26 protein-coding genes and 1 pseudogene are annotated in these 20633 nt (G+C 45.4%); 24 read left to right on the forward strand and 3 right to left on the reverse strand.

The window, feature by feature from the left end; genetic code table 11:
• Window positions 1–42 precede the first annotated feature (42 nt).
• Window positions 43–1047, reverse strand: coding sequence for an LCP family protein (locus tag MHB63_10770; protein MEK3807015.1), 1005 nt, complete (start codon window positions 1045–1047; stop codon window positions 43–45).
• Window positions 1048–1066: 19 nt separating this feature from the next.
• The gene (locus MHB63_10775; GenBank protein MEK3807016.1) at window positions 1067–1702 is read right to left on the reverse strand and encodes a YigZ family protein; all 636 of its coding nucleotides are present in this window, start codon (window positions 1700–1702) and stop codon (window positions 1067–1069) included.
• A gap of 282 nt (window positions 1703–1984) precedes the next feature.
• On the opposite strand from MHB63_10775, the gene MHB63_10780 reads away from it, so the two are divergent.
• From MHB63_10780 to MHB63_10860, 17 genes and pseudogenes are all read left to right on the forward strand, one after another.
• Window positions 1985–3142 (forward strand): sensor histidine kinase, encoded by a 1158-nt coding sequence (locus MHB63_10780; GenBank protein ID MEK3807017.1) that lies wholly within the window; start codon window positions 1985–1987, stop codon window positions 3140–3142.
• A 71-nt stretch (window positions 3143–3213) separates the two neighbouring features.
• Window positions 3214–3897 (forward strand): response regulator transcription factor, encoded by a 684-nt coding sequence (locus MHB63_10785; GenBank protein ID MEK3807018.1) that lies wholly within the window; start codon window positions 3214–3216, stop codon window positions 3895–3897.
• A 183-nt stretch (window positions 3898–4080) separates the two neighbouring features.
• A complete protein-coding gene (locus tag MHB63_10790; protein MEK3807019.1) occupies window positions 4081–4923 on the forward strand; it encodes a DegV family protein in 843 nt (280 codons plus the stop codon).
• 371 nt (window positions 4924–5294) lie between these two features.
• Window positions 5295–5480: a hypothetical protein gene (locus MHB63_10795; GenBank protein MEK3807020.1), complete on the forward strand. Its 186-nt coding sequence runs from the start codon at window positions 5295–5297 to the stop codon at window positions 5478–5480.
• A gap of 338 nt (window positions 5481–5818) precedes the next feature.
• On the forward strand, window positions 5819–6931 hold the full coding sequence (locus tag MHB63_10800; protein MEK3807021.1) for a DEAD/DEAH box helicase: 1113 nt from the start codon (window positions 5819–5821) through the stop codon (window positions 6929–6931).
• An 80-nt stretch (window positions 6932–7011) separates the two neighbouring features.
• On the forward strand, window positions 7012–7296 hold the full coding sequence (locus MHB63_10805) for a late competence development ComFB family protein (protein ID MEK3807022.1): 285 nt from the start codon (window positions 7012–7014) through the stop codon (window positions 7294–7296).
• Between the two features lie 8 nt (window positions 7297–7304).
• Window positions 7305–7979, forward strand: a complete 675-nt coding sequence (locus tag MHB63_10810) for a ComF family protein (protein MEK3807023.1) — start codon at window positions 7305–7307, stop codon at window positions 7977–7979.
• 56 nt (window positions 7980–8035) lie between these two features.
• A complete protein-coding gene (locus MHB63_10815; GenBank protein MEK3807024.1) occupies window positions 8036–8449 on the forward strand; it encodes a TIGR03826 family flagellar region protein in 414 nt (137 codons plus the stop codon).
• A gap of 68 nt (window positions 8450–8517) precedes the next feature.
• On the forward strand, window positions 8518–8775 hold the full coding sequence (gene flgM, locus MHB63_10820) for a flagellar biosynthesis anti-sigma factor FlgM (protein MEK3807025.1): 258 nt from the start codon (window positions 8518–8520) through the stop codon (window positions 8773–8775).
• A 17-nt stretch (window positions 8776–8792) separates the two neighbouring features.
• Window positions 8793–9275, forward strand: a complete 483-nt coding sequence (locus tag MHB63_10825; GenBank protein MEK3807026.1) for a flagellar protein FlgN — start codon at window positions 8793–8795, stop codon at window positions 9273–9275.
• An 18-nt stretch (window positions 9276–9293) separates the two neighbouring features.
• Entirely contained in the window at window positions 9294–10814 is a 1521-nt protein-coding gene (gene flgK, locus MHB63_10830) for a flagellar hook-associated protein FlgK (protein ID MEK3807027.1), read from the forward strand.
• A 10-nt stretch (window positions 10815–10824) separates the two neighbouring features.
• Entirely contained in the window at window positions 10825–11706 is an 882-nt protein-coding gene (gene flgL, locus MHB63_10835) for a flagellar hook-associated protein FlgL (GenBank protein ID MEK3807028.1), read from the forward strand.
• A 46-nt stretch (window positions 11707–11752) separates the two neighbouring features.
• Window positions 11753–12307, forward strand: a complete 555-nt coding sequence (locus tag MHB63_10840; protein ID MEK3807029.1) for a DUF6470 family protein — start codon at window positions 11753–11755, stop codon at window positions 12305–12307.
• Between the two features lie 18 nt (window positions 12308–12325).
• Window positions 12326–12754, forward strand: a complete 429-nt coding sequence (gene fliW / locus MHB63_10845) for a flagellar assembly protein FliW (GenBank protein MEK3807030.1) — start codon at window positions 12326–12328, stop codon at window positions 12752–12754.
• Window positions 12754–12972: a carbon storage regulator CsrA gene (gene csrA, locus MHB63_10850; GenBank protein ID MEK3807031.1), complete on the forward strand. Its 219-nt coding sequence runs from the start codon at window positions 12754–12756 to the stop codon at window positions 12970–12972. Before fliW ends, csrA begins: the two co-directional genes overlap by 1 nt.
• 177 nt (window positions 12973–13149) lie before the next feature.
• Window positions 13150–14151: a flagellin gene (locus tag MHB63_10855; protein ID MEK3807032.1), complete on the forward strand. Its 1002-nt coding sequence runs from the start codon at window positions 13150–13152 to the stop codon at window positions 14149–14151.
• Window positions 14152–14495: 344 nt separating this feature from the next.
• Window positions 14496–14609 (forward strand): annotated as a pseudogene (locus MHB63_10860) (flagellin).
• A gap of 23 nt (window positions 14610–14632) precedes the next feature.
• Here the strand turns inward: MHB63_10860 and MHB63_10865 are convergent.
• Window positions 14633–15529, reverse strand: coding sequence for an endonuclease (locus MHB63_10865; GenBank protein MEK3807033.1), 897 nt, complete (start codon window positions 15527–15529; stop codon window positions 14633–14635).
• Between the two features lie 222 nt (window positions 15530–15751).
• On the opposite strand from MHB63_10865, the gene flaG reads away from it, so the two are divergent.
• The 7 genes from flaG to MHB63_10900 all read left to right on the forward strand — a co-directional run bounded on the left by flaG (window position 15752) and on the right by MHB63_10900 (window position 20502).
• Entirely contained in the window at window positions 15752–16084 is a 333-nt protein-coding gene (gene flaG / locus MHB63_10870) for a flagellar protein FlaG (GenBank protein ID MEK3807034.1), read from the forward strand.
• A gap of 14 nt (window positions 16085–16098) precedes the next feature.
• Window positions 16099–17877, forward strand: a complete 1779-nt coding sequence (gene fliD, locus MHB63_10875; protein MEK3807035.1) for a flagellar filament capping protein FliD — start codon at window positions 16099–16101, stop codon at window positions 17875–17877.
• Window positions 17878–17893: 16 nt separating this feature from the next.
• A complete protein-coding gene (fliS, locus tag MHB63_10880) occupies window positions 17894–18295 on the forward strand; it encodes a flagellar export chaperone FliS (protein ID MEK3807036.1) in 402 nt (133 codons plus the stop codon).
• The gene (locus MHB63_10885) at window positions 18295–18645 is read left to right on the forward strand and encodes a flagellar protein FliT (protein ID MEK3807037.1); all 351 of its coding nucleotides are present in this window, start codon (window positions 18295–18297) and stop codon (window positions 18643–18645) included. Before fliS ends, MHB63_10885 begins: the two co-directional genes overlap by 1 nt.
• Entirely contained in the window at window positions 18629–19018 is a 390-nt protein-coding gene (locus MHB63_10890; protein MEK3807038.1) for a hypothetical protein, read from the forward strand. Before MHB63_10885 ends, MHB63_10890 begins: the two co-directional genes overlap by 17 nt.
• 481 nt (window positions 19019–19499) lie before the next feature.
• Complete coding sequence (gene raiA, locus MHB63_10895) at window positions 19500–20072, forward strand: ribosome-associated translation inhibitor RaiA (GenBank protein ID MEK3807039.1); 573 nt, start codon at window positions 19500–19502, stop codon at window positions 20070–20072.
• Between the two features lie 127 nt (window positions 20073–20199).
• Window positions 20200–20502 carry a DUF4282 domain-containing protein gene (locus MHB63_10900; protein ID MEK3807040.1) on the forward strand — a complete coding sequence of 101 codons (303 nt, stop codon included), beginning with the start codon at window positions 20200–20202 and terminating at the stop codon, window positions 20500–20502.
• Window positions 20503–20633 lie beyond the last annotated feature (131 nt).

Raw genomic sequence — 20633 nt, forward strand, 5'->3', positions numbered from 1 at the left:
TTTGTGCATGAAAAAAGCTCCGGCACCGGCCGGAGCTTTTTCCTATTCGTTTGTACTGCTGAGTGTATCGTTATCTGTTTCAAGCTCAAGGTGTTTTTTGAGCTCAATCTGAGTATTGGCAAGACTTGTATCATCCGGAATCCAATAGGCGGCATTTCCGATGTATTCGCCGACGCCTTCAAGTTTAACCGTCTCAATTTTATTGGTGTTGAAATTGTTGTATTTCTTGTAAAAGCCGAGAAGCTCAGACATTCTCATGTTCGTCTCAACATTTTCCCCAACTTCGTTTGTCAGCTGATCAACCTTCAGCAGGGTACCTGCAGAAACTATTTCATTGATGACTTCTTTCACGACCTGCTGCTGTCTTTCGTTTCGGCCGATATCATTGTTTGGATCCGCCATTCTCATCCGGGCATAAGCAAGAGCGTACCGTCCGTCCATCTCCATAGGGCCTTCTTTGAATTCGAGCACTTCAGCTTTAGGATCATCACTGTTCTGTTCAAAATCAAACGGAACATCAACGGTGATGCCGCCGACGATATCAATGATGTTTTTAAAACCTTCAAAGTTTACGGTTGCATAATAATCAATCGGGATATCAAGGAAATCCTCTACTGTTTCAATCGTCAGCTCTTTTCCGCCGGAGGAGTAGGCTGAGTTAATTTTACGCTTTGATTCTTTTCCCGGAATGTTTACGCGTGTGTCGCGGGGAAGACTAAGCAGCTTCATCGTCTGATCCTTTGGGTTAAAGGTTGCGACCATCAGTGTATCTGCACGGCCGCCTTTTCCGCCGCTTGAATAATCCTCAACGCCGAGAAGAAGGATCGAAACCGGATCATTTGATATGGTAACGGCTTCATCGCGGAGCTTCGATTTATCCCTGCCGAGATCATCGTAGGAATTGTTTGCTGCCTGATAGGTTTGGTAGAACACGTAGCCGGCATATCCTCCTACAGCTAAAAAGAGGATGAAGAACAAAAATAAGATGCGTTTAAAAATACTTTTCTTCTTCTTTTTCTTTATTTTCTTTACTTCTTGCCTATTCATAAGATACTCCTCATTTTTCTTAAATTTTTGGCTGTTCTAAGTAAAGCTGCCGGCCTTCTGTAATTTCTCCCTGGCCGTTTGTCAGCTCAGTCATCCATTCTGTAAATGCTTCTTTCTGGCCCTCGTCTGTGTAGGTCTCAACCTCAACGGTATCAAGGTAGTGGATCTCTTTGAGCTGAAATCTGGAGTTTCTCAGTTCGTTCTCCACTTTTCCGAGCCATGTATAATCAATCTTAGTATGCATCACACGGGTCAACTTACGCTCCACAATGCCGATTTCATTTAACGCCTCTGATACCGAGCTTCCGTATGCGCGGATCAGACCGCCTGCGCCGAGCTTGATGCCGCCGAAATAACGCGTCACGACTGCGACTGTATCTTTCAGCTGCCTTTTTTTCAGAACTTCAAGGATGGGCACTCCTGCTGTCCCGCTTGGTTCTCCGTCATCGTTTGCCTTTTGGATGTGATCCTGTTCCCCGATCAGATAGGCGGAACAGTTGTGCGCTGCGTCCCAGTGCTTCTTTTTAATTTCCTGGATGAAGGCCTGTGCCTCTTCTTCTGTTTCAGCACGGGTAAGATAACAAATAAAACGGGATTTCTGTATGGATATTTCATGCTCTCCGTATCCTTTTACGGTATAATAGTGTGAAAGCATGCTTGTACACCTCCTTAAAGGGTTGCAGAAGGCAGCATTTTTTATGAGTATATTGTGCGCTGTCCAGCTTCAGCGCCTAACTCCTCTGCCAGAACAAAATCCCCAAAAAAGTCAAAATCGGACTTTTCCGGTGATTTCTTATCTGGCTTTCGGAGCTGAACAGGCGCTTACGCATTTCTTAAGCACATTCTTCTATTATAAAGCGACAAAATTTTCACTTCAATCATTATATTGTGTGATATTGTGTGAAGTTTATTTTAACCCATTAGCGGAGGAGATATAGTGGACTCCAAAAAGCTCGACTGCAAAGTGCTCGATCAGATTCTGGATAAAATGGTAAAAACCGTGGACGGCAGCAAAGGCGAGATCTTTAAGATCGGCGAACAGTCCCGCCATCAATACGAATCGCTCGTCGAAGAGTTAAAGCAAATCAAAATACAGGTGAATGATGTCATTGAGCAGGGGGACAAGCTTGAGGTGCATGCGAGATTCGCCAGAAAGCGCCTCTCAGAGGTCAGCAAGCACTTCAAGCAGTTCAGCGAAGAGGAAATTCGGGAGGCGTATGAGAAGGCCCACAAGCTTCAGGTGGAGCTGACGATGCTGCAGCAGAAGGAAAAGCAGCTTAGAGACCGCCGTGATGACCTTGAGAGAAGGCTGCTCGGCCTTCAGGAGACGATTGAACGCGCTGAGGTGCTTGTCAGCCAGATTACCGTCGTCCTGAACTATCTGCATCAGGATCTGCGGCAGGTTGGCCTGCTCATTGAAGATGCCCAGCAGAGGCAGGATTTTGGCCTCAGAATTATTGAAGCGCAGGAAGAAGAGCGTAAGCGCGTTTCGCGTGAGATTCACGACGGGCCTGCACAGATGCTTGCAAATGTGATGATGCGCTCTGAATTAATTGAGCGGATTTTCAGAGAGCGCGGTTCTGAAGAGGGATTCAAGGAAATCCGCTCTTTGAGGCAGAATGTCCGGAATGCCCTTTATGAGGTGCGCCGCATCATCTATGACCTGAGACCAATGGCCCTGGATGACCTTGGCCTGATTCCGACGCTCAGGAAGTATCTGTATACGATTGAGGAGTATAACGGGAAAACACGAATCCTGTTCTCGAGCCTTGGAGAATTTGAGGAAAACCGGCTGCCTCCGCGGTTTGAGGTTGCGCTGTTCCGCCTTGCCCAGGAGGCTGTGACAAATGCCCTCAAGCATGCTGAGGCCCGCGAGATACAGGTGAAAGTCGAAGTGAATCAGAATAATATTGTCCTCATGATCAAAGATAATGGAAAAGGCTTTGATACGAGGGATACCATTCAAAATCAGAAAAAGTCATTCGGATTGCTCGGCATGAGGGAGCGGGTGGAGCTCCTGAACGGAAGAATGACCATTGATTCGAAAATAGGTCTTGGGACATTCATTATGATACAGGTGCCTCTTAACGTCTGAAAAAGGAGACAAAAGGCATATTGACGGCATGACCTTGTTTTAGACTAGAATAAAAAATGGGAGGCGTATGCATGAAGACAAGAATTGCAATTATAGACGATCACCAATTATTCCGGGAAGGCGTTAAGCGGATCCTGGATTTTGAACCAAGCTTTGAAGTTGTATCAGAAGGCGATGACGGAGAGGATGCTCTTTCAATCGTTGAAGACAGCAAGCCTGATGTCGTCATCATGGACATCAACATGCCGAAAGTAAACGGCGTGGAAGCAACAAAGCAGCTTGTAGAAGCAAATCCTGAAACGAAAGTCATTATTCTATCCATTCATGATGACGAAAACTATGTCACTCATGCGCTGAAAACGGGGGCACGCGGCTACCTGCTGAAGGAAATGGATGCAGATACGCTGATTGAAGCGGTTAAAGTTGTTTCTGACGGCGGTTCTTACCTGCACCCTAAAGTCACTCACAACCTTGTGAATGAATTCAGACGCCTCGCGACAAGCGGTTCAGGCGGAGGCACGGCCACAATCGCAACGGAAATTCGGCGTCCATTACATATCCTGACGCGCCGAGAGTGTGAAGTGCTGCAGATGCTTGCTGACGGCAAAAGCAACCGCGGCATCGGCGAAGCTCTTTTCATCAGTGAAAAGACCGTTAAAAACCACGTAAGCAACATTCTTCAGAAAATGAACGTTAATGACCGTACACAAGCTGTAGTCGTTGCCATCAAAAACGGCTGGGTGGAAGTGCGATAGAACCTGCTTCGGCGGGTTTTTTTCGTTTTGAAATTTTTCTATAAAGCGAATCCCTGTTATGATAGGTAACAGGGGTTTTTGCTGTGCACCAATTATTTACATGAAAAATTAATGAAATTTATAGCATTATCTTATAGAATGAAAGAACAAGTTGAGAAGTCGATGACAAGGAAGGTACATTTTATGAAAACGGCAATTGTTACGGACAGTACAGCTTATATACCGAAAGAAACCCGCGAGCGGCTGAACATCCATATGATTCCGCTCAGCGTTATTTTTGGCGGGGAAGTGTATCAGGAGGAAGTCGAAATAACGGCTGCCGAATTTTATGAGGAAGTCAAAAGCAAGGGCGAGCTCCCGACAACGTCACAGCCGCCCGTCGGAAAATTTGTCGAGCTGTTTCAGGAGCTTTCAAAAGAATATGACGCAGTGATCAGCGTTCACTTATCAAGCGGCATCAGCGGAACCTATAATGGAGCCGTCACTGCAGGACAAATGGCGGAAAGCATCAAGGTCTATGCGTTTGATTCAGAAGTCAGCTGCATGGTGCAGGGCTTTTACGCAATTGAAGCAGCAGAAATGGCAGCTCTGGGCAAAACGCCTGAGGAAATTATCGAACGCTTAAACGAAGTGAAGCAATCAATCAGCGCCTATTTTATGGTGGATGATCTTTCCCACCTGCAGCGCGGAGGACGCTTGAGCGGTGCGCAGGCCCTGATTGGAAGCCTGCTACAAGTCAAACCTATTCTGCACTTTGTAGACAAACTCATCGTGCCATTTGAAAAAATCCGCACACGCAAAAAAGCGCTCAACCGCATCTATGACCTTTTTGACGAAGAGGCAAGCAAAGGCAGGCCGATGCGCGCTGTCATCATTCATGCAAACCGTCCTGATGAGGCAGAGAGCATGAAAGCAGAACTCGAAGCAAAATATCCCCACGTCGAATATTCCATCAGCTATTTCGGACCCGTTATCGGAACCCATTTGGGTGAAGGGGCTATGGGCCTTGGCTGGTATACGAGATAAAGAAGCCGCTCTGCCGGCCGCCTTAGAGCGGCTGCCGAGCGGTTTTCTCTTTGGATGAAATTTAGTATAAAAAAACGGCTGGCTAAACCGATAAATAATAAGAAAGCTCCTTTAAAAATTGACTCCATTCCCACGGTGCATCATTTGTCCGCATAAGTACCCACTTCTCTTTTTGTCAACACAGGACTCTCTTCCTGCAATTTTTCTTCGGTATCCGAAGAGAAGGACGAAAAACAACGAAAAAAAGACGAAATTCCCACCGAAAATTTTCATTATTTCAATACTTTTTTTATTACATGACTAGACAATATCTGCATTTATTCCCATACTTGGATATGTATACTTCATTATCCATATAGAGGAGAGATCATATGCAGGAAATTGATATTCAAAAACGGTCGTATCGACACTGGACAACACTTGAGGACCGTAAGCTGGTTGAACTTAGAAAACAGAACATCAAATTCCGCGAGATTGCCAAACAATTGAACCGTACGCCGATCAGTGTTGAAAAGCGCTTCAGAAAAATTGAAAAAACGAAGTTCGATCAGGAGTGAGGTTTTCGGTCCAAAATGGATTGCTGAAACCCGCAGAGATTGTGAATGAAGGACTTCAGGTCGCCAAACACAGCCTCCGTGTCAGCCGAACCAATCCATCATTTTTATTCTCCAAAGACCTCCAAACATACCTTCAAGGCAGATTGCTGCTTCCTGATGAGCTTCCTTTCCCCTTTGCCCTTATCCAATCACATGTTGAACACGGCTATGTCAGCTATGAATACGGCGTGAAAGATGGCGTATGCTCCCGGTGCGGAAATAACGATCCCCGGCTCATTGACTCCTTTCCATGCGCGAGATGCAGTGAAAGCTGCTCCTATTGCAGGGCTTGCATTCAGATGGGAAGAGTAAGCGAATGTACGCCTCTCATCAAATGGACAGGCCCGTGCCGGCCGAAGAGCGAGGCAGCATTTACAGGCCTGAAGTGGGATGGAAGGCTTTCAAATGCCCAGCAAAAAGGGTCTGACCAAATGGTTTATGCTGTAAGAAATAAGCAGGATCTGCTGCTCTGGGCCGTATGCGGAGCGGGTAAAACCGAGATGCTGTTTCACGGAATTGAGGCAGCGCTATCAGAAAATAAACAAGTTTGCCTTGCTGCCCCGAGAACGGATGTCATCCTTGAACTGACTCCAAGACTGCGTGCTGCCTTTCCAGAAGTGAAGATCGCCTCCCTATTCGGCGGAAGTGAAGAACGCTTTCAGGAAGCGGATCTCGTCATCGCAACGACCCATCAGCTCATGCGCTTCACCGCTGCATTTGATGTCTTGATCATTGACGAAGTGGATGCCTTTCCATTTTCAGCCGACGAAAAACTCCAGTTTGCTGCAGCCAGAGCGCGAAAACCGGAAAGTTCCCTGATTTACTTAACCGCCACCCCTTCTGAAAAACTAAAAGAAACCATCAGTCTTCATGTGAAAATTCCGCAAAGATACCACGGCCATCCACTCCCTGTTCCATCCTTCACCTGGTGCGGGCATTACAAACGGGCGCTTCAGAAACAGAGACTCCCTGAACCGCTTCAGCAATGGGTCACTGACCGTCTTAGCTTAAACAAACAGGCGTTTTTATTTGTTCCTTCAATTTCCGTTTTAAAAGACGCTGTGGCGATCCTGAAAGAGCAGCACCCAGCGATAGAAGGGGTCCATGCAGAGGATCCTGACCGAAAAGAAAAGGTGCAGAAGTTCAGAGACGGCGCCATTCCAATCATTGTGACAACGACCATTTTAGAGAGGGGAGTCACCATTCCCAATTCGGATGCGGCAGTGCTCGGTGCAGAAGCAGGTATTTTTACTGAAAGCGCACTTGTCCAGATAGCAGGACGAGTCGGCAGGAGCGCTGCACACCCTGATGGGGATGTCCGCTTTTTTCACTACGGGAAAACAGAGGCGATGATTCGTGCCAAAAAGCATATTCAGATGATGAACTCGCAAGCTGCGAAAGTGACTTTCTGACTGTTTAGCATGTTAAATATATCCAACATTTTTACGTTGTGGCATAATCGGTTAGTAGCAGCAAGAAAGGGGACAGGACGTTGGCTGTTAATGCAATGGAACAAATTATGTCAGACCTGTTATTTGAATATAAGCAGGCTCTTCAGATGAGCTGCACGTGCGATGAATGTCTGAATGACGTGCTCGCGCTTGTCTTGAACAGAGTCCAGCCGAGATATGTGACAGACGCCGGCAAAATCGCCTACGTCAAAGCGGAATTCATAGACAAACAGCAGATGACAACGCTGATCGTCAAGCTTGCGGAGTCGGCGAAAATGGTTTCTGACATGCCGCGCTGCCGGAGATTTGAAAGAGGTGAAGAGTGAGCCTTTGTCTGATTTGCGCAGCAGAACTGGAAAAGACGGTTACCTGGAGAAGCGTTTTTTTCTTGGAAAAGGAAGAAGCATGCTGCTCAGAATGCTTTGATAATTTCACTCTGATCGAAGGACCGGTCTGTCAAACCTGCGGCCGGCCTCAGGCAGATGAACAGATTTGTTATGACTGTGAAAGATGGCAGTCCGATGAAATAGGCCACGTTCTCACAAGTAACCGCTCGGTTTACCACTACAATGACTGGATGAAGGATGTGATTGCCAGATACAAGTACAGGGGTGACGCAGCATTAGTGCGTGTCTTTCAAGACTCCTTCCGGCAAGCTTTCCTTCAGCACTTTAAAGAGGCCGGCCTCATCGTTCCGGTCCCTCTGAGCAGCGAAAGACTTTATGAACGAGGATTTAATCAGGCACTCCTCCTCGCCGAACTTCTCGGCCGCCCCGTCCTTTCTCCCTTAAACCGCAAACATCTTGAAAAACAATCCAAAAAAACCCGCGAAGAACGCCTTCAAAGTGAAAATGTCTTTTTTATCGAAAACCCTTCTGACATTCTCTCAAAACACATCCTTCTAATCGATGATATCTACACAACAGGCACGACAATCAGGCAAGCGGCAAACGTGCTGATCCAAAACGGGGCAAAAAAGGTCTCCTCTTTAACTCTCATCAGGGGCTAAACGTTTTCAAAAACGAACCGATAATATTGATATATAGTACAATGATAGGAGAAATAATTGTGGAACTATCAAATTGTCCGGAATGCTACTCATTATTTGTAAAAACCACGTTTAAAACAGTTTGCGATACATGCAGCAAAGAAGAAGAGCGTCAGTTTGAAGCTGTTTACGGCTATTTAAAGCAAAGCAAAAACCGCAGCGCAACACTGGTGACTACTGCAGAGGAAACAGAAGTCTCTGAAGACACGATTCTGAAATTCATCAGACAGGGAAGAATCCAGCTCGCCAATTTCCCGAATCTTGGCTACCCGTGCCAGAAATGCGGAACGCTGATCAGGGAGAACAAGCTGTGCCTCACATGTTCAAAAGACTTGAAAACTCAGCTGTTCGACTTAGAGCGGGAGGAAGAACGCCGTCAGAAAGTCACAGAAGAGAAAGCGACTTTCTATACCTTTCAGCCCAAAAACTAGTAAGACTATTAATGGCCGGCAAATAGGGCCGATAAAGATATCATCACAGGAATGGAGGAGGATAAGAGATGAAAATCAATCATCTGAATTCAGCTTCAATCAATCCCTACCAAAGAAGTGCGGAAAAGCAGCAGCTCCCGCAGGCTGCACAGAAACAGGATAAGGTAGAGATCTCATCCAAAGCGAAAGAACTTCAGCAGCAGAACAGCATCGATGCCGCAAGACAGGAAAAAGTGGCAGCTCTGAAAAAGCAGGTTGAAAGCGGCACTTACCAGCCGGACCCGAAAGCTGTTGCCGAAAGCCTTTTTAATCACTATAAGAAATAGAACCAGGGGGATTTGCCGTGTCAGCACAGCCATTAATTTTTAAACTCGAGAAGCTTCTCAGGCTCAATCAGCAGCTTCTGAAGCTAGCCGAAGCCAAAACAGAAGCTCTGAAAAAAGAAGATCTGGCTGTGCTTCAGCAAACCCTGAAGCAGGAGCACATCTGCGTAAGCGCTATTAAGCTTGCAGAGAAGGAGCGGATTCCGCTCACCTCAGCCTATCTGGGCAGAGATTATGATCTTACATTGTCGGCATGCATTGAAAAAGCAGAGGGAGAAGACAAGGTCCAGTTTGCTCAGCTTTTATCCTCCCTGACAGATGTCATGGACAAGCTGAAACATGCAAACAAGCTCAATCAGCAGCTGACCGTTCAGGCCCTTCAGTTTGTCTCCCTGTCTCTTGATATGCTCATGCCTAAGGAAGAGTCCCCGGCCTACAAGCCTCCGGGCTTAACTGCGGCAGCTCAGCCGAAACGAAAATCATTATTTGATTCAAAAGCATAAAGCTCGGAGGAATGAACCATGCGCTCGACTTTTTCAGGTCTTGAAATTGCCAAAAGAGGAATGTTTACACAGCAAAGCGCCCTGAACACAACAGGCCACAATATTGCCAATGCCAACACACCGGGCTACACAAGGCAGCGTGTTAATTTTGAACAGACGGAGCCCTATCCTAACGCGTCCATCAACCGTCCGCATATCCCGGGGCAAACCGGAACCGGCGTTCAGGCAGGGACAATTGAACGTGTGCGGGACAGCTTTCTGGACACGCAGTTCCGCTATGAAAATAACAAAAGCGGGTATTGGGATTCCCGCGCCGATGCTCTTCTGAAGATGGAAGAAATCATGAATGAGCCGTCTGAGACCGGTCTCTCCAAAAGCTTTGACCGTTTCTGGCAGTCAATGCAGGACCTGGCCCTGAACCCGACGAACGCAGGCGCCCGTTCAGTTGTCCGCGAGAGGGGAAAAGCGGTAGCCGAAACGTTCCACTATCTTTCTACATCTCTGAAAGCTGTGCAGGGTGAGCTGAAGAGCGAACTTGAAGTTTCAGTCAAAGAGATCAACTCCCTTGCAAACCAGATTAACAGCATCAACAAACAAATCTCGGAAATAGAGCCGCACGGCTATCTGGCGAATGATTTGTACGACGAGCGGGACCGTCTGCTAGATCAGCTGTCGGGCCTCTCCAACGTGAAAATCTCCTATGAAAAAAGCGGGGGAAATGCGCTTCCGATCGCGGAAGGATCCGTTTCTATTGAAATCGTGGACGCTGGAGGCAAATCTCTCGGAACACTTGTTGACGGCAAGACAAAAACAGTGAATGAAATAAGCGTCGGATATTCTTCTGATAACGGTCTTGCTGATACCGTCTCGATTGGCGGAACAGCTTTAGATGTAAAGGATTTCGGCAGCGCGGGCAAGATCCGCAGTTTAATTGATTCGTACGGATACAATGAGGGCGGTTCTGCTAAGGGAGTTTACCCGGAAATGCTTCAGCAGCTTGACCAGCTTGCCTACAGCTTTGCAACCGAAGTCAACAAAGTTCAGGAAGCGGGCTACAGCATCAAGAGAATAGAAGAAGGTGGAGCAGTCAGCTCTCCATTCTTCGATCTCGGCAGCCTGACAAATCCTCCTCAAGGTGCCGCTGCCCTTATTCAGCTGCACCAGGATATTCTCGATTCAACCGACAACATCGCAGCGTCTTCCAATGGAAACATCGGAGACGGAAAAAATGCTTTGGCGCTTGCAGAAGTGAAAAATCAGACGTTTTCCATTGGCGGAAAAACGACGACCATCCAGGACTTCTACGAAAGCTTAATTGGAGGAATGGCCGTTGATGCCCAGGAAGCAAACCGCCTCTCAAGCAACACAGATGTCCTCCGTTCGGCAGTTGACCAGCGCCGCCAGTCGGTAAGTGCTGTGTCACTTGATGAAGAGATGACTAATATGATTCAATTTCAGCACGCCTATAATGCCTCGGCGAAAATGATTTCGCTGCAGGACGAGATGCTTGACACCATTATCAATGGATTAAGAAGGTAGGTGAAAAACCATGCGCGTCACACAAAGTATGCTAGCAGCAAATTCTCTCCGGAATTTAAGCAAAAGCTATGAAAAAATGGGAACGTACCAGGACCAGCTCGCAACTGGCAAAAAAATCAGCCGGCCGTCTGAAGATCCGGTCGTTGCCATGAAAGGCATGCACTACCGTACAAACCTGACAGAAGTTGAACAGTACCAGCGTAACATTTCCGAAGCTTATCAGTGGATGGAAAACTCAGAAGCGGGCATCGAGCAGGGCACGCAGGTTCTTCAGCGTGTCCGCGAGCTTGTCGTGCAGGCAAGCAACGGCACCAACAGCCCCGAGGACTTGAAAGCGATCGGCGCTGAAATCAAGCAGCTGAAAGAGGACCTGGTCGGGTCTGCCAATACCCAGGTAGCGGGGAATTATATTTTCAACGGAACGGAAACGAAAAAGGCTCCGGTGACACTGAATGCTGACGGTACGGTAACCGTCCTCGTTGATAAATCTCCCTTTGAAGTAGAAGTATCAAAAGGAGTTTCACTCAAAGCGAATATCAATTCAGATAACGTATTCAGCGTAGATTTGTTCGCCGTTGTGGGGTCAATTGAAAAAGCACTGTCATCAGGTGATGCGTCCGGTCTGGATGGACTGCTTTCAGACCTGGACGGGAAAATGGACGCCATGACCGCTGAACGCGCGGAGCTTGGCGCTAGGTATAACCGTCTTGAGCTGATTGAAGACCGGGTGATGAAGCAGGAAGTTGTGTCTACACGTATTCTTTCGGAAAACGAAGACGCAGATCTTGAGAAAGTCATCATGAGTCTCACAGCACAGGAAAGCCTTCACAGAGCTGCGCTTTCAGTCGGTGCGAGGATCATGCAGCCGACGCTGATGGACTTTATAAGATAAAGCTATCTTTTGCGAGATAGCTTTTTTACTAGGAGGGGGAACATGAATGAACATTCCTCAAATCAGACTTGAAAGCAGGTTTGCCAGAATTGGAATTGAAACCGTGAACGCGAAGCTTTCCATTGAACAAAAGCCTGCCGACCTTTCCATTCAGCAGCCGAAGGCAGAAGTGTCTATCCGTACCACACCTGGAAAACTGACAATTGATCAGTCAAAGGCGCGGGAAGATGTCGACTTGAAGCATATTTCAAAGCGTATCGAAGAAGCCGCGGATATGGGCCGGCAGGATCTTTTATCCGGAATTGCAAGGCGCATCAGGCAGGGTGATGAGCAGATGCGGATTGAAAACGGCGGCCGTCCTCTGACTGCCCAGGCAAAAGTGAACAGCGAGCGCCCGGAGAAGCAATTTAACATCGGCTTTATTCCGTCGCATTTCAGTGTGAAGCTTGCCTATCAGCCTGCAGAGGTTGAGATTGATGTGAAGACGAATAAACCCGTCATTGAAAGCACGGCAAATAAGCCGGACATGGACTATGAAGCCGGAGACGTAAAGATCCATCTTGCTGAGCGCAATCAGCTGAAAATTGATTTTGTCATTTAACAGAAAGGAACGTGAAGCATGGTTATCGAAACGAAGTACCACGGAACGGTTGATATAGATGAAGGCGAAAAACTAGCTTTTGAGCATGGCATACCCGGATTTTTGGATGAAAGGTCGTTTATCCTTCTGCCGCTTGAAGAGGACTCATCCTTTTACATTCTTCAGTCTGTTAAGAGCCCCTCCACTGCCTTCGTCGTCACAAGTCCGTTTTTCTTTTTCAAAGACTATGAATTTGAGATTGACGAATCCTCCAAAGAAACCCTGTCCATTGATAGCGAAAAGGACGTGGAAGTTTACGTCATCCTGACCGTAACAGACCCATTCAATGCTTCAACCGCCAATCTCCAGGGTCCGGTCATCATCAACCGTAAACAAAAAACAGGCAAGCAGCTCATCCTGAGCGGAACAGACTACACAACCAAACACCGCCTATGGGAGGAAGCCTGATGCTCGTACTCACAAGAAAAACAGGGGAAGCCATCAAAATCGGCGACGATATCGAGATCTCCGTCATCTCCATCTCAGGCGATCAGGTCAAAATCGGCATCAGCGCCCCAAAACACATTGACATCCATCGGAAAGAAATCTACCTTTCCATTCAGGAAGAAAACAGCAAAGCGGCGGACGTATCGCTAAACCTCTTGTCCCAGCTAAGAAACAGATAACCTTAAGCACATCGGCTTGAGGTTTTTTTATGAATTTTTTTCTAATTCTATTAAACAATACCTCTGCCTGTCGATATAAAAAGTGTCAGGCAGGACTGCAGACGGCCGGCTCGGCCCAGTCTGACATCTTCCACAAGGATGTGGATGAAAACATACAATTCAAGGAGGAAATTTGTAATGAGAATTAATCATAATATTGCGGCTCTTAATACTTACAACAAATTGAGCAGTGCTTCTGGCGCTCAATCTAAATCAATGGAGAAATTAGCTTCTGGTCAGCGTATCAACCGTGCAGGTGACGATGCAGCTGGACTTGCGATTTCTGAAAAAATGCGTGGACAAATTCGTGGTTTAGACCAAGCTTCTCGTAACTCACAAGATGCTATTTCTATGATTCAAACGGCTGAAGGTGCCTTAAATGAGACTCATGAAATTCTTCAGCGTATGCGTGAACTTTCAGTACAAGGTGCAAATGACACAAACGTAACTGAAGATAGAACAGCTATCCAAGAAGAACTAAATGCGTTAAAGAGTGAAATCGATCGAATCGGTGATACTACTGAATTCAATACTCAAAAACTTCTAAAAGGTAACCTTGGCGGTACAGTAGATCAAGACGCTGCTACTACCACTGTTCTTGCAGTTACTGGTGTAGCTTCTGCTGAAACTTCTGGTGCTACTGCTGGAACATATGCAATTACAAGCGGTACAGCCGGTGAGTTAACAATGACGTTTGGTACTAAAACTCAAACGATCACTAACGCAGATGGTGCACAAGAACTAAATTTCTCTGACTTTGGAATTACAATCAAAACAAACGCTGGTTACACAGCGGATGATGCTATTGGTAACGTAGTAGTAGAAGCTGGCTCCGCTACTTTCCAAATTGGAGCAAACGAAGATCAAAATATTAGTTTAGCAATTCGTGATATGACTACTGCAGGTGCTGCAATCAACCTATCTACAGCTGGAAGAGTAGATGTTACAGATCATGATGCTGCAAAAGCTACTATCACTAACATTGATTCAGCAATTGAAGAAGTTTCAAAAGAGCGTTCTAAACTCGGTGCATACCAAAACCGTTTAGAACACACAATCAACAACCTGAACACATCTTCTGAAAACTTAACTGCTGCAGAATCACGTGTTCGTGACGTAGATTATGCTTTAGCTGCCTAAGCAGTGACAAGCACAGTCGTCCTGGCTGGTAACGGCCAGAGATCATAATTGGGTGAATTGCTGGGAACCCCTTAGAGCTTTTCTTGCCACAACGCAGTCGGAAACGACAAGCGTGAAGGTCTGAAAAAAGAGAAGATTGGGCAATCAGCAGCCAAGCTCCTGTGAGGAAACTCTGGAGAAGGTTCAACGACTAGGATAGACCATCTAAGGCGCAAGCTATGGTGATGAAATCCGTAGGTGAATCAATGTGGTTCAGCATTGAGGATCCGAAGTGCCCAACCCCTACTGCTAAATCAGAGGGTGAAGATATAGTCTGGTCATTTATGAAAGTAAATGTTCGCGCGATGGCGAAAGAAATGATGAACCAAACAAAGAATTCTATTCTTTCTCAAGCTGCTCAAGCTATGCTTGCTCAAGCCAACCAACAGCCTCAAGGTGTTCTTCAATTACTTCGTTAATTGGATTAAAGACTCTAGCGCAGCTAGAGTCTTTTTCTATTAACATGTGCATTCAGAGTAAGCATTGTACTTACCGCTTCGCTCATATTCATACCTGTTTCTCTTTTAATCAAATCAAGGAACTCCTGATGCTTCCTTGTTAAAACAATTTGATAGGATTTTCGTTTCTTCATTTCATTAGTGTTAGAAAGTGAAAAATATGATTCATACAGTGCTAGTGGGTTAAGATTCATGAATTTATTAAGAACGTCTCTAATTTCTTGCGTAGGCTTTTTAATTAGTATTTGAATAGGAATTTGAATCGAAGTTCTCTTGTAGTCAGGGAAAGCTATTTCTAATTGTGGAGGAGACAGCATTTTTCGTTTCATAGAATGATGAATGTACGGGTATACAATTCTCAGGAACAGCAGAATTTGTTTTTGATCGTAGATGACCAGACGATTTTGCCCATCTAGTTTAAAGTGAAGCTTAAATTGAGTGTAAAGTAACACTTGTAAATATATGTTTTCTTTTTGAGTAAACGAATCTGTGGATAGGATAATTTTTTTAGGGGTGTTGTTTTGTATTTTTAAATGTCCGTCATCCTGATACCACCAAGCTAAGGTTAGAGGATTAATAACCTGTTCAAGAAGGTGGAATGGGATACTCTTTGTTCTTTCTTCATACCAAAGTGGAAGTAAGCTATCAAAGAGAGGCGATAATTTGGATTGAACATAGAATTGTTCGGTATACCCAGCCTCTATTCTATTGTCAGAGATCCTCCTGTATTTAGGTTTACTGAGCGGGATGTGTGCTTTAAGTGTTTCGTAGCAGTGAAAACACCAGCCAGAATCTGCAGAAGAATGTGAAAAACGAAATCTTGGTCTTTTTCCTTTTTCAATAGATAAGTTTCCGTCTCCTAACAGTTTACCTGTCAGCATTTGCATGACTTCTATTGGCGTAGTCTCAAAAGTATTAATCTAAATACCTCCTTAAAAAAGGGAACGTTTGTTCTTTTTTATTTTACTAAATTATATTTATTTCTGTAAAGAATAATAATCTTCCTTTACACATTTAAGCCCAATTTAAACTCCCCAAACCTTCAAATCTCCTCAATCTCTCCGATATAACCAATAGAACATATACCCAAGGAGCGACCCATCATGATGATTGAGAAAATGTCATCCCAGCCTGGTCCGCGCATCTCAGAGATTGACACGAAGCCCGTAACCATACAAGAAGGAAGTAAAGAAGAATATATTCCTGCTTTTCCGAAAGAAGAGATTGAGAAAGCGGTGAAGAGCATCAATGAGTTTCTGCAGCCGGCGAACACGTCGATTCAGTTTCAGCTGCATGAGAAGCTGAATGAGTATTATGTGACGGTGGTAGACAGTCAGACGAAGGAAATTGTCCGGGAGATTCCGTCGAAGAAGATGCTGGATTTGTACGCAGCATTAACGGAGTTCCTGGGATTTGTAGTAGATAAAAAAATCTAGAGAGGTGAAGGTACATGGTCAGAATCGGCGGTTTGGCGAGCGGAATGGACATTGATTCGCTCGTGGCAGATTTAATGAAGGCGGAGAGAATGCCGCTTGATAAGCTGAAGCAGAACAAGCAGGTGCTTGAGTGGCAGCGCGACGGCTACCGCGAGATGAACAGCCTGCTGTTTTCATTCAGGAATGCTGCGTTTGATATGAAGCTGACGAGCAATTACCGGGAACGGACGACGAACAGCTCCAATGCTGATAGAGTGACGGCCACTGCAACGAGCGCGGCGAGCCAGGCGTCCTACAGCATCTCGAAAGTGGATCAGCTTGCAACGGCAGCGACAAAGGTAAATGCCGGAGCGATCTCTGCATCCGGCCAAAAGGTCGACACGTCCAAAGCTCTCCAGGATATAAAAGATTCGTTTGCCAACACGAACTTCAACTGGCAGACAGGAACCGTTAAAAATCAGACAGTCACCGCCGCGGATGACGGGACGTCATTTAAGTTGACACTCGAAACCGGGCAAGTGCTGAAAAATGTTGATAAAGACGCGATTATGAAAGTAGACGGCAAATCCTTCAAGCTTGTGACTGGTACTCCTCAAGCAGGAGAAGCTGCAATTGATACAGACGGCAACCTGACATTCGGTGAAACAATCAAAAAAGGAAGCGTCATCAAGGCGGATTACGTGATTGAGAGTACGGATCAGTACTTCTCTTTTGACATGCAGACGCACACTTCAACAGGTCTCAAAAAAGAGAATTTCCTGATTCAGGGCACAGAATCATTAAATAATGTTTTTACGAAGATCAATTCATCATCGCTTGGCGTGACGGCGCTTTATGATTCATTTTCAGATAAGATTACGCTGACGAGAAAAGAAACAGGGGATTTTAACAAGGGCGGCAATGAAATTATTACATCTTCGGGCTTCCTGAATAACGTCCTGAGATTCGGCTCAGGTACAGAAACAGGCGGGCAAAACGCGAAGTTCACGATCAACGGACTTGAAACAGAGCGGACATCCAACACGTTTGAAATGAGCGGAGTTACGTTTACGCTGAAAAATACGTTCACAACAGCAGAACCGCCGGTCGCCATAAATGTTACAAACGATACAAATGCCGTTTTTGATAACATAAAGAAATTCGTCACCCTTTACAACGAAACCATTGCAAAAATCCAGACGAAAACAGATGAAACCCGCTACCGCGACTATCAGCCGCTATCTGACGAAGAACGCGAAGCTCTATCAGACAAGCAGCAGGAGCAGTGGGATGAAAAGGCGAAAAGCGGGATGCTCAGAAAAGATTCGATCCTGACCGGTGCACTCAGCCAGATGCGCACAGATTTCTATTCAACGCTGTCTTCAGCATCAGGGACATCTTTTACCCATCTTTCCAATATCGGAATCACGACATCTACGAACTACCGCGAGGGCGGAAAGCTGATCATTGATGAGGCCAAGCTGAAAAAAGCAATTGAAGAAAATCCGGACGGTGTAGAAAAGCTGTTTACAAGCAATGGCCCGACAAGCGGGGAAAAAGGGATCATTTCTAACCTGTACGACAATTTAAAAACAACGATGGACAAGCTGAATGCCAAAGCCGGCACGTCCAGTTCCACAAGCCAGCAGTTTACGATTGGAAGAAACCTCTCATCCATAGATAACCAGATCACGCGTTTTGAAGACAGGCTGACGCAAGTAGAGGATCGTTACTGGTCACAGTTTACGGCGATGGAAAAAGCAATTCAACGATCCAATGAACAAATGAGTTATTTAATGCAGCAATTCGGCTAAAAAAGGAGTTAACACGATGGCATTGACAAATCCCTATCAGGCATACCAGCAGAATTCTGTCAGCACGGCGTCTCCAGGCGAGCTGACACTAATGCTCTATAACGGCTGCCTTAAATTTATTAAGCAGGCACGGACAGCGATGGAACAGAAACAGGTTCAGGAAAAAAACATCAATCTTCAAAAGGCGCAGCGCATTATTCAGGAGCTTATGATCACATTAAACCCTGAAGCTGAGGTTTCCGGATCGATGATGCAGATGTATGAATATATCAACCGCCGGCTCGTAGAAGCGAATATCTCAAATGATCCGGAGATTCTTTCTGAAGCAGAGGGATATGTAACTGAATTCCGCGATGCGTGGAAACAGGTCATTCAATCTGCCCGCAGGCAGCAGTTCGGACAGGGCGGCCCGATCTGATGAGCGCTGTTGAAAAACTGCATCAGCTTACTCATCAGCTGCTGAGTGAAGTGAACGGCTCGCAGCAAAAGGATATGAGGGACAGCTATATCCTGAACATCCAGCAGTGGATCGAACAGCGGGAAGTGCTGATCTCAAACCTGAAGCCGCCATACACCCCTCAGGAAAAACAGCTGGGAAAAGAAATCACAGAATGGAACGCGGTTATTCATGAAAAGCTGAAAGCCGTGCAGCACGAGATCAAAGAAGATATGACAAAATTAAAGCTGCAAAAAGCCTCCGGCCAGAAATATGCAAACCCCTACCAGAGCACAGCCATTGACGGAATGTATTATGATAAGCGCAAGTGACGCCATAACTCAAAGCGATTACGAGCTTTTCCTTTCCTATAACGAGCTGCTGAATACTATCGAAGAATGTTTTTATTATCTGATCAAAAGCTTTGAAGGCATGGAATATACAAATCGCGAGCAAATCATGGACGATCTAATCGATGCTTTTATCCAGGTGGATGCCGTTCACAGCTCGATGATGCATGCGGCCCGCGACAATTCAGTTCTCCAGAAAAGCATTCTTCTCTTTGATGATATGCTGGAAGAATTAAGGCCGGCGCCAGAAGGCGGTTCCCATCTTTTCCATGCCTATTTAAAAAGATTATCCCATCTCTATACAGCCTGGAAGAGAGACATTCAGATGTGCCTGCTTCCCTATCTGCTTCACTAATCCCGCCAGAATAAGGACGGGATTTTTGTTTTATTAGGATTCGATGTAATGGCACATGCATAAGTGACTGGAGCGAAAGGGAACGGGTACGATTTGAAATTCATTTTCAGCATAAAAACAGTCTGCCATTAAAAAGAGAGGAGAATGAGTTCACTTCCTCTTTATCTCTAACAAAGCTGAAAATAGCTTCTTTTATTAAAGATGTTTTAAAAAAGTGTCCGGGAGGAGCCTTAATAGTTTCGTTCATTTCAAGAAATACCCGGCGTCTTTTCGGAAAGTAACAATATCTTCTATAGAGACAGTCCTTTTTTCATAGAATAAATCAAACGCCCCCCGCATACTCTATTCACATCCTTTCCTCCTGAACCGCAAACTTCAACAAATTTCACAATGATTTAACATTATTTTTACGTTTCAGCAGGAATTCTAAAGGGAAAGGAAGAATTAAGTTTACATATCCTTAACAAAGGAGGAGTTCATTTTGAATTATAACGTCAGAGGCGAAAACATTGAGGTAACTCCAGCATTAAGAGAGTATGTCGAGAAGAAAATCGGCAAACTGGAACGCTATTTTGAGGATTCAGTTGAAGCAAACGTAAACGTAAATTTGAAATTCTACAGCGATCAGGAATCAAAAATTGAAGTAACCATTCCCATGACCAATCTAGTATTGCGTGCTGAGGAATATAACGAGGATATGTACGCTGCCATCGATCTTGTGACAAACAAGCTCGAGCGTCAGATCCGTAAACATAAAACAAAAGTAAACCGCAAGCTGCGCGAGCAGGGATCACCTAAATTCATGTTTGCAGCAGGCACGGAAGAAGCTGAAGGGGCACAGACCCAGACAGCTGTTCAGGAAGAAGAAGACCAAATCCAGGTTGTCCGCACAAAGCGCTTTAACTTAAAGCCGATGGACAGCGAGGAAGCGATTCTTCAAATGAATATGCTCGGTCATAATTTCTTCGTCTTTACAAATGCTGAAACCAACACAACAAACGTTGTGTACCAGCGCAAAGACGGTAAGTACGCGATTATTGAACCGACTGAATAATGACAACATAAAGCAGTCTCTCATTACAGAGGCTGCTTTTCATTTGTTTTTATTTACATATTTTTACTTTTATGAGACATATTCAATGATTCTAAAGTCATATGCTCTAGAGAAGGAGGAGATGAGCATGCAGGACTTTTTAAAATTCAATAAAATGATTACCCCCACTATTATTACCGTTATCTTTTATGTGGGATCGGCCCTCAGCATCATCGCAGGATTTATCTCGATTGCAACAGGAGCGAGCGCTGATTTCGGGGGTGGAGCTCAAGTGTTTGCCGGGCTTCTGACACTGCTGTTTGGTCCCTTTGTCATCAGGATCTACTGTGAGCTGTTAATTGTCATGTTCAAAATGCATGAAAATCTACAAGTGATAACCAGGAATGTTACTGCAGAACAGAAAAGCAGTTCCTCCGCTGATCTTCTATAAAGGTATACATAGAAGGGAATTCCGGCCATGCCGGATTTTTTTGTTTTTTTAAAAAATATACATAAGCTTCTTCAGCAAACCTGAAGAGAACGTTTTAAAAAAGTTGATGGAGAACGGTTTTTCGCTTTGAA

This window comes from Bacillus sp. FSL H8-0547, from assembly GCA_038002745.1.
In the GTDB taxonomy this organism is placed as follows: Bacteria; Bacillota; Bacilli; order Bacillales; family Bacillaceae; genus Bacillus_P.

Excerpts from the sequence above, each read along its gene's own strand:
- flaG (MEK3807034.1), top strand. The coding sequence starts at position 15,752 with ATGATGATTGAGAAAATGTCATCCCAGCCTGGTCCGCGCATCTCAGAG.
- MHB63_10900 (MEK3807040.1), top strand. The coding sequence starts at position 20,200 with ATGCAGGACTTTTTAAAATTCAATAAAATGATTACCCCCACTATTATT.
- flgK (MEK3807027.1), top strand. The coding sequence starts at position 9,294 with ATGCGCTCGACTTTTTCAGGTCTTGAAATTGCCAAAAGAGGAATGTTT.
- MHB63_10840 (MEK3807029.1), top strand. The coding sequence starts at position 11,753 with ATGAACATTCCTCAAATCAGACTTGAAAGCAGGTTTGCCAGAATTGGA.
- MHB63_10885 (MEK3807037.1), top strand. The coding sequence starts at position 18,295 with ATGAGCGCTGTTGAAAAACTGCATCAGCTTACTCATCAGCTGCTGAGT.
- MHB63_10795 (MEK3807020.1), top strand. The coding sequence starts at position 5,295 with ATGCAGGAAATTGATATTCAAAAACGGTCGTATCGACACTGGACAACA.
- MHB63_10890 (MEK3807038.1), top strand. The coding sequence starts at position 18,629 with ATGATAAGCGCAAGTGACGCCATAACTCAAAGCGATTACGAGCTTTTC.
- MHB63_10865 (MEK3807033.1), bottom strand. The coding sequence starts at position 15,529 with ATGCTGACAGGTAAACTGTTAGGAGACGGAAACTTATCTATTGAAAAA.
- MHB63_10855 (MEK3807032.1), top strand. The coding sequence starts at position 13,150 with ATGAGAATTAATCATAATATTGCGGCTCTTAATACTTACAACAAATTG.
- fliD (MEK3807035.1), top strand. The coding sequence starts at position 16,099 with ATGGTCAGAATCGGCGGTTTGGCGAGCGGAATGGACATTGATTCGCTC.
- MHB63_10770 (MEK3807015.1), bottom strand. The coding sequence starts at position 1,047 with ATGAATAGGCAAGAAGTAAAGAAAATAAAGAAAAAGAAGAAGAAAAGT.
- csrA (MEK3807031.1), top strand. The coding sequence starts at position 12,754 with ATGCTCGTACTCACAAGAAAAACAGGGGAAGCCATCAAAATCGGCGAC.
- MHB63_10785 (MEK3807018.1), top strand. The coding sequence starts at position 3,214 with ATGAAGACAAGAATTGCAATTATAGACGATCACCAATTATTCCGGGAA.
- MHB63_10790 (MEK3807019.1), top strand. The coding sequence starts at position 4,081 with ATGAAAACGGCAATTGTTACGGACAGTACAGCTTATATACCGAAAGAA.
- MHB63_10800 (MEK3807021.1), top strand. The coding sequence starts at position 5,819 with ATGGGAAGAGTAAGCGAATGTACGCCTCTCATCAAATGGACAGGCCCG.
- MHB63_10775 (MEK3807016.1), bottom strand. The coding sequence starts at position 1,702 with ATGCTTTCACACTATTATACCGTAAAAGGATACGGAGAGCATGAAATA.
- fliS (MEK3807036.1), top strand. The coding sequence starts at position 17,894 with ATGGCATTGACAAATCCCTATCAGGCATACCAGCAGAATTCTGTCAGC.
- fliW (MEK3807030.1), top strand. The coding sequence starts at position 12,326 with ATGGTTATCGAAACGAAGTACCACGGAACGGTTGATATAGATGAAGGC.
- flgL (MEK3807028.1), top strand. The coding sequence starts at position 10,825 with ATGCGCGTCACACAAAGTATGCTAGCAGCAAATTCTCTCCGGAATTTA.
- flgM (MEK3807025.1), top strand. The coding sequence starts at position 8,518 with ATGAAAATCAATCATCTGAATTCAGCTTCAATCAATCCCTACCAAAGA.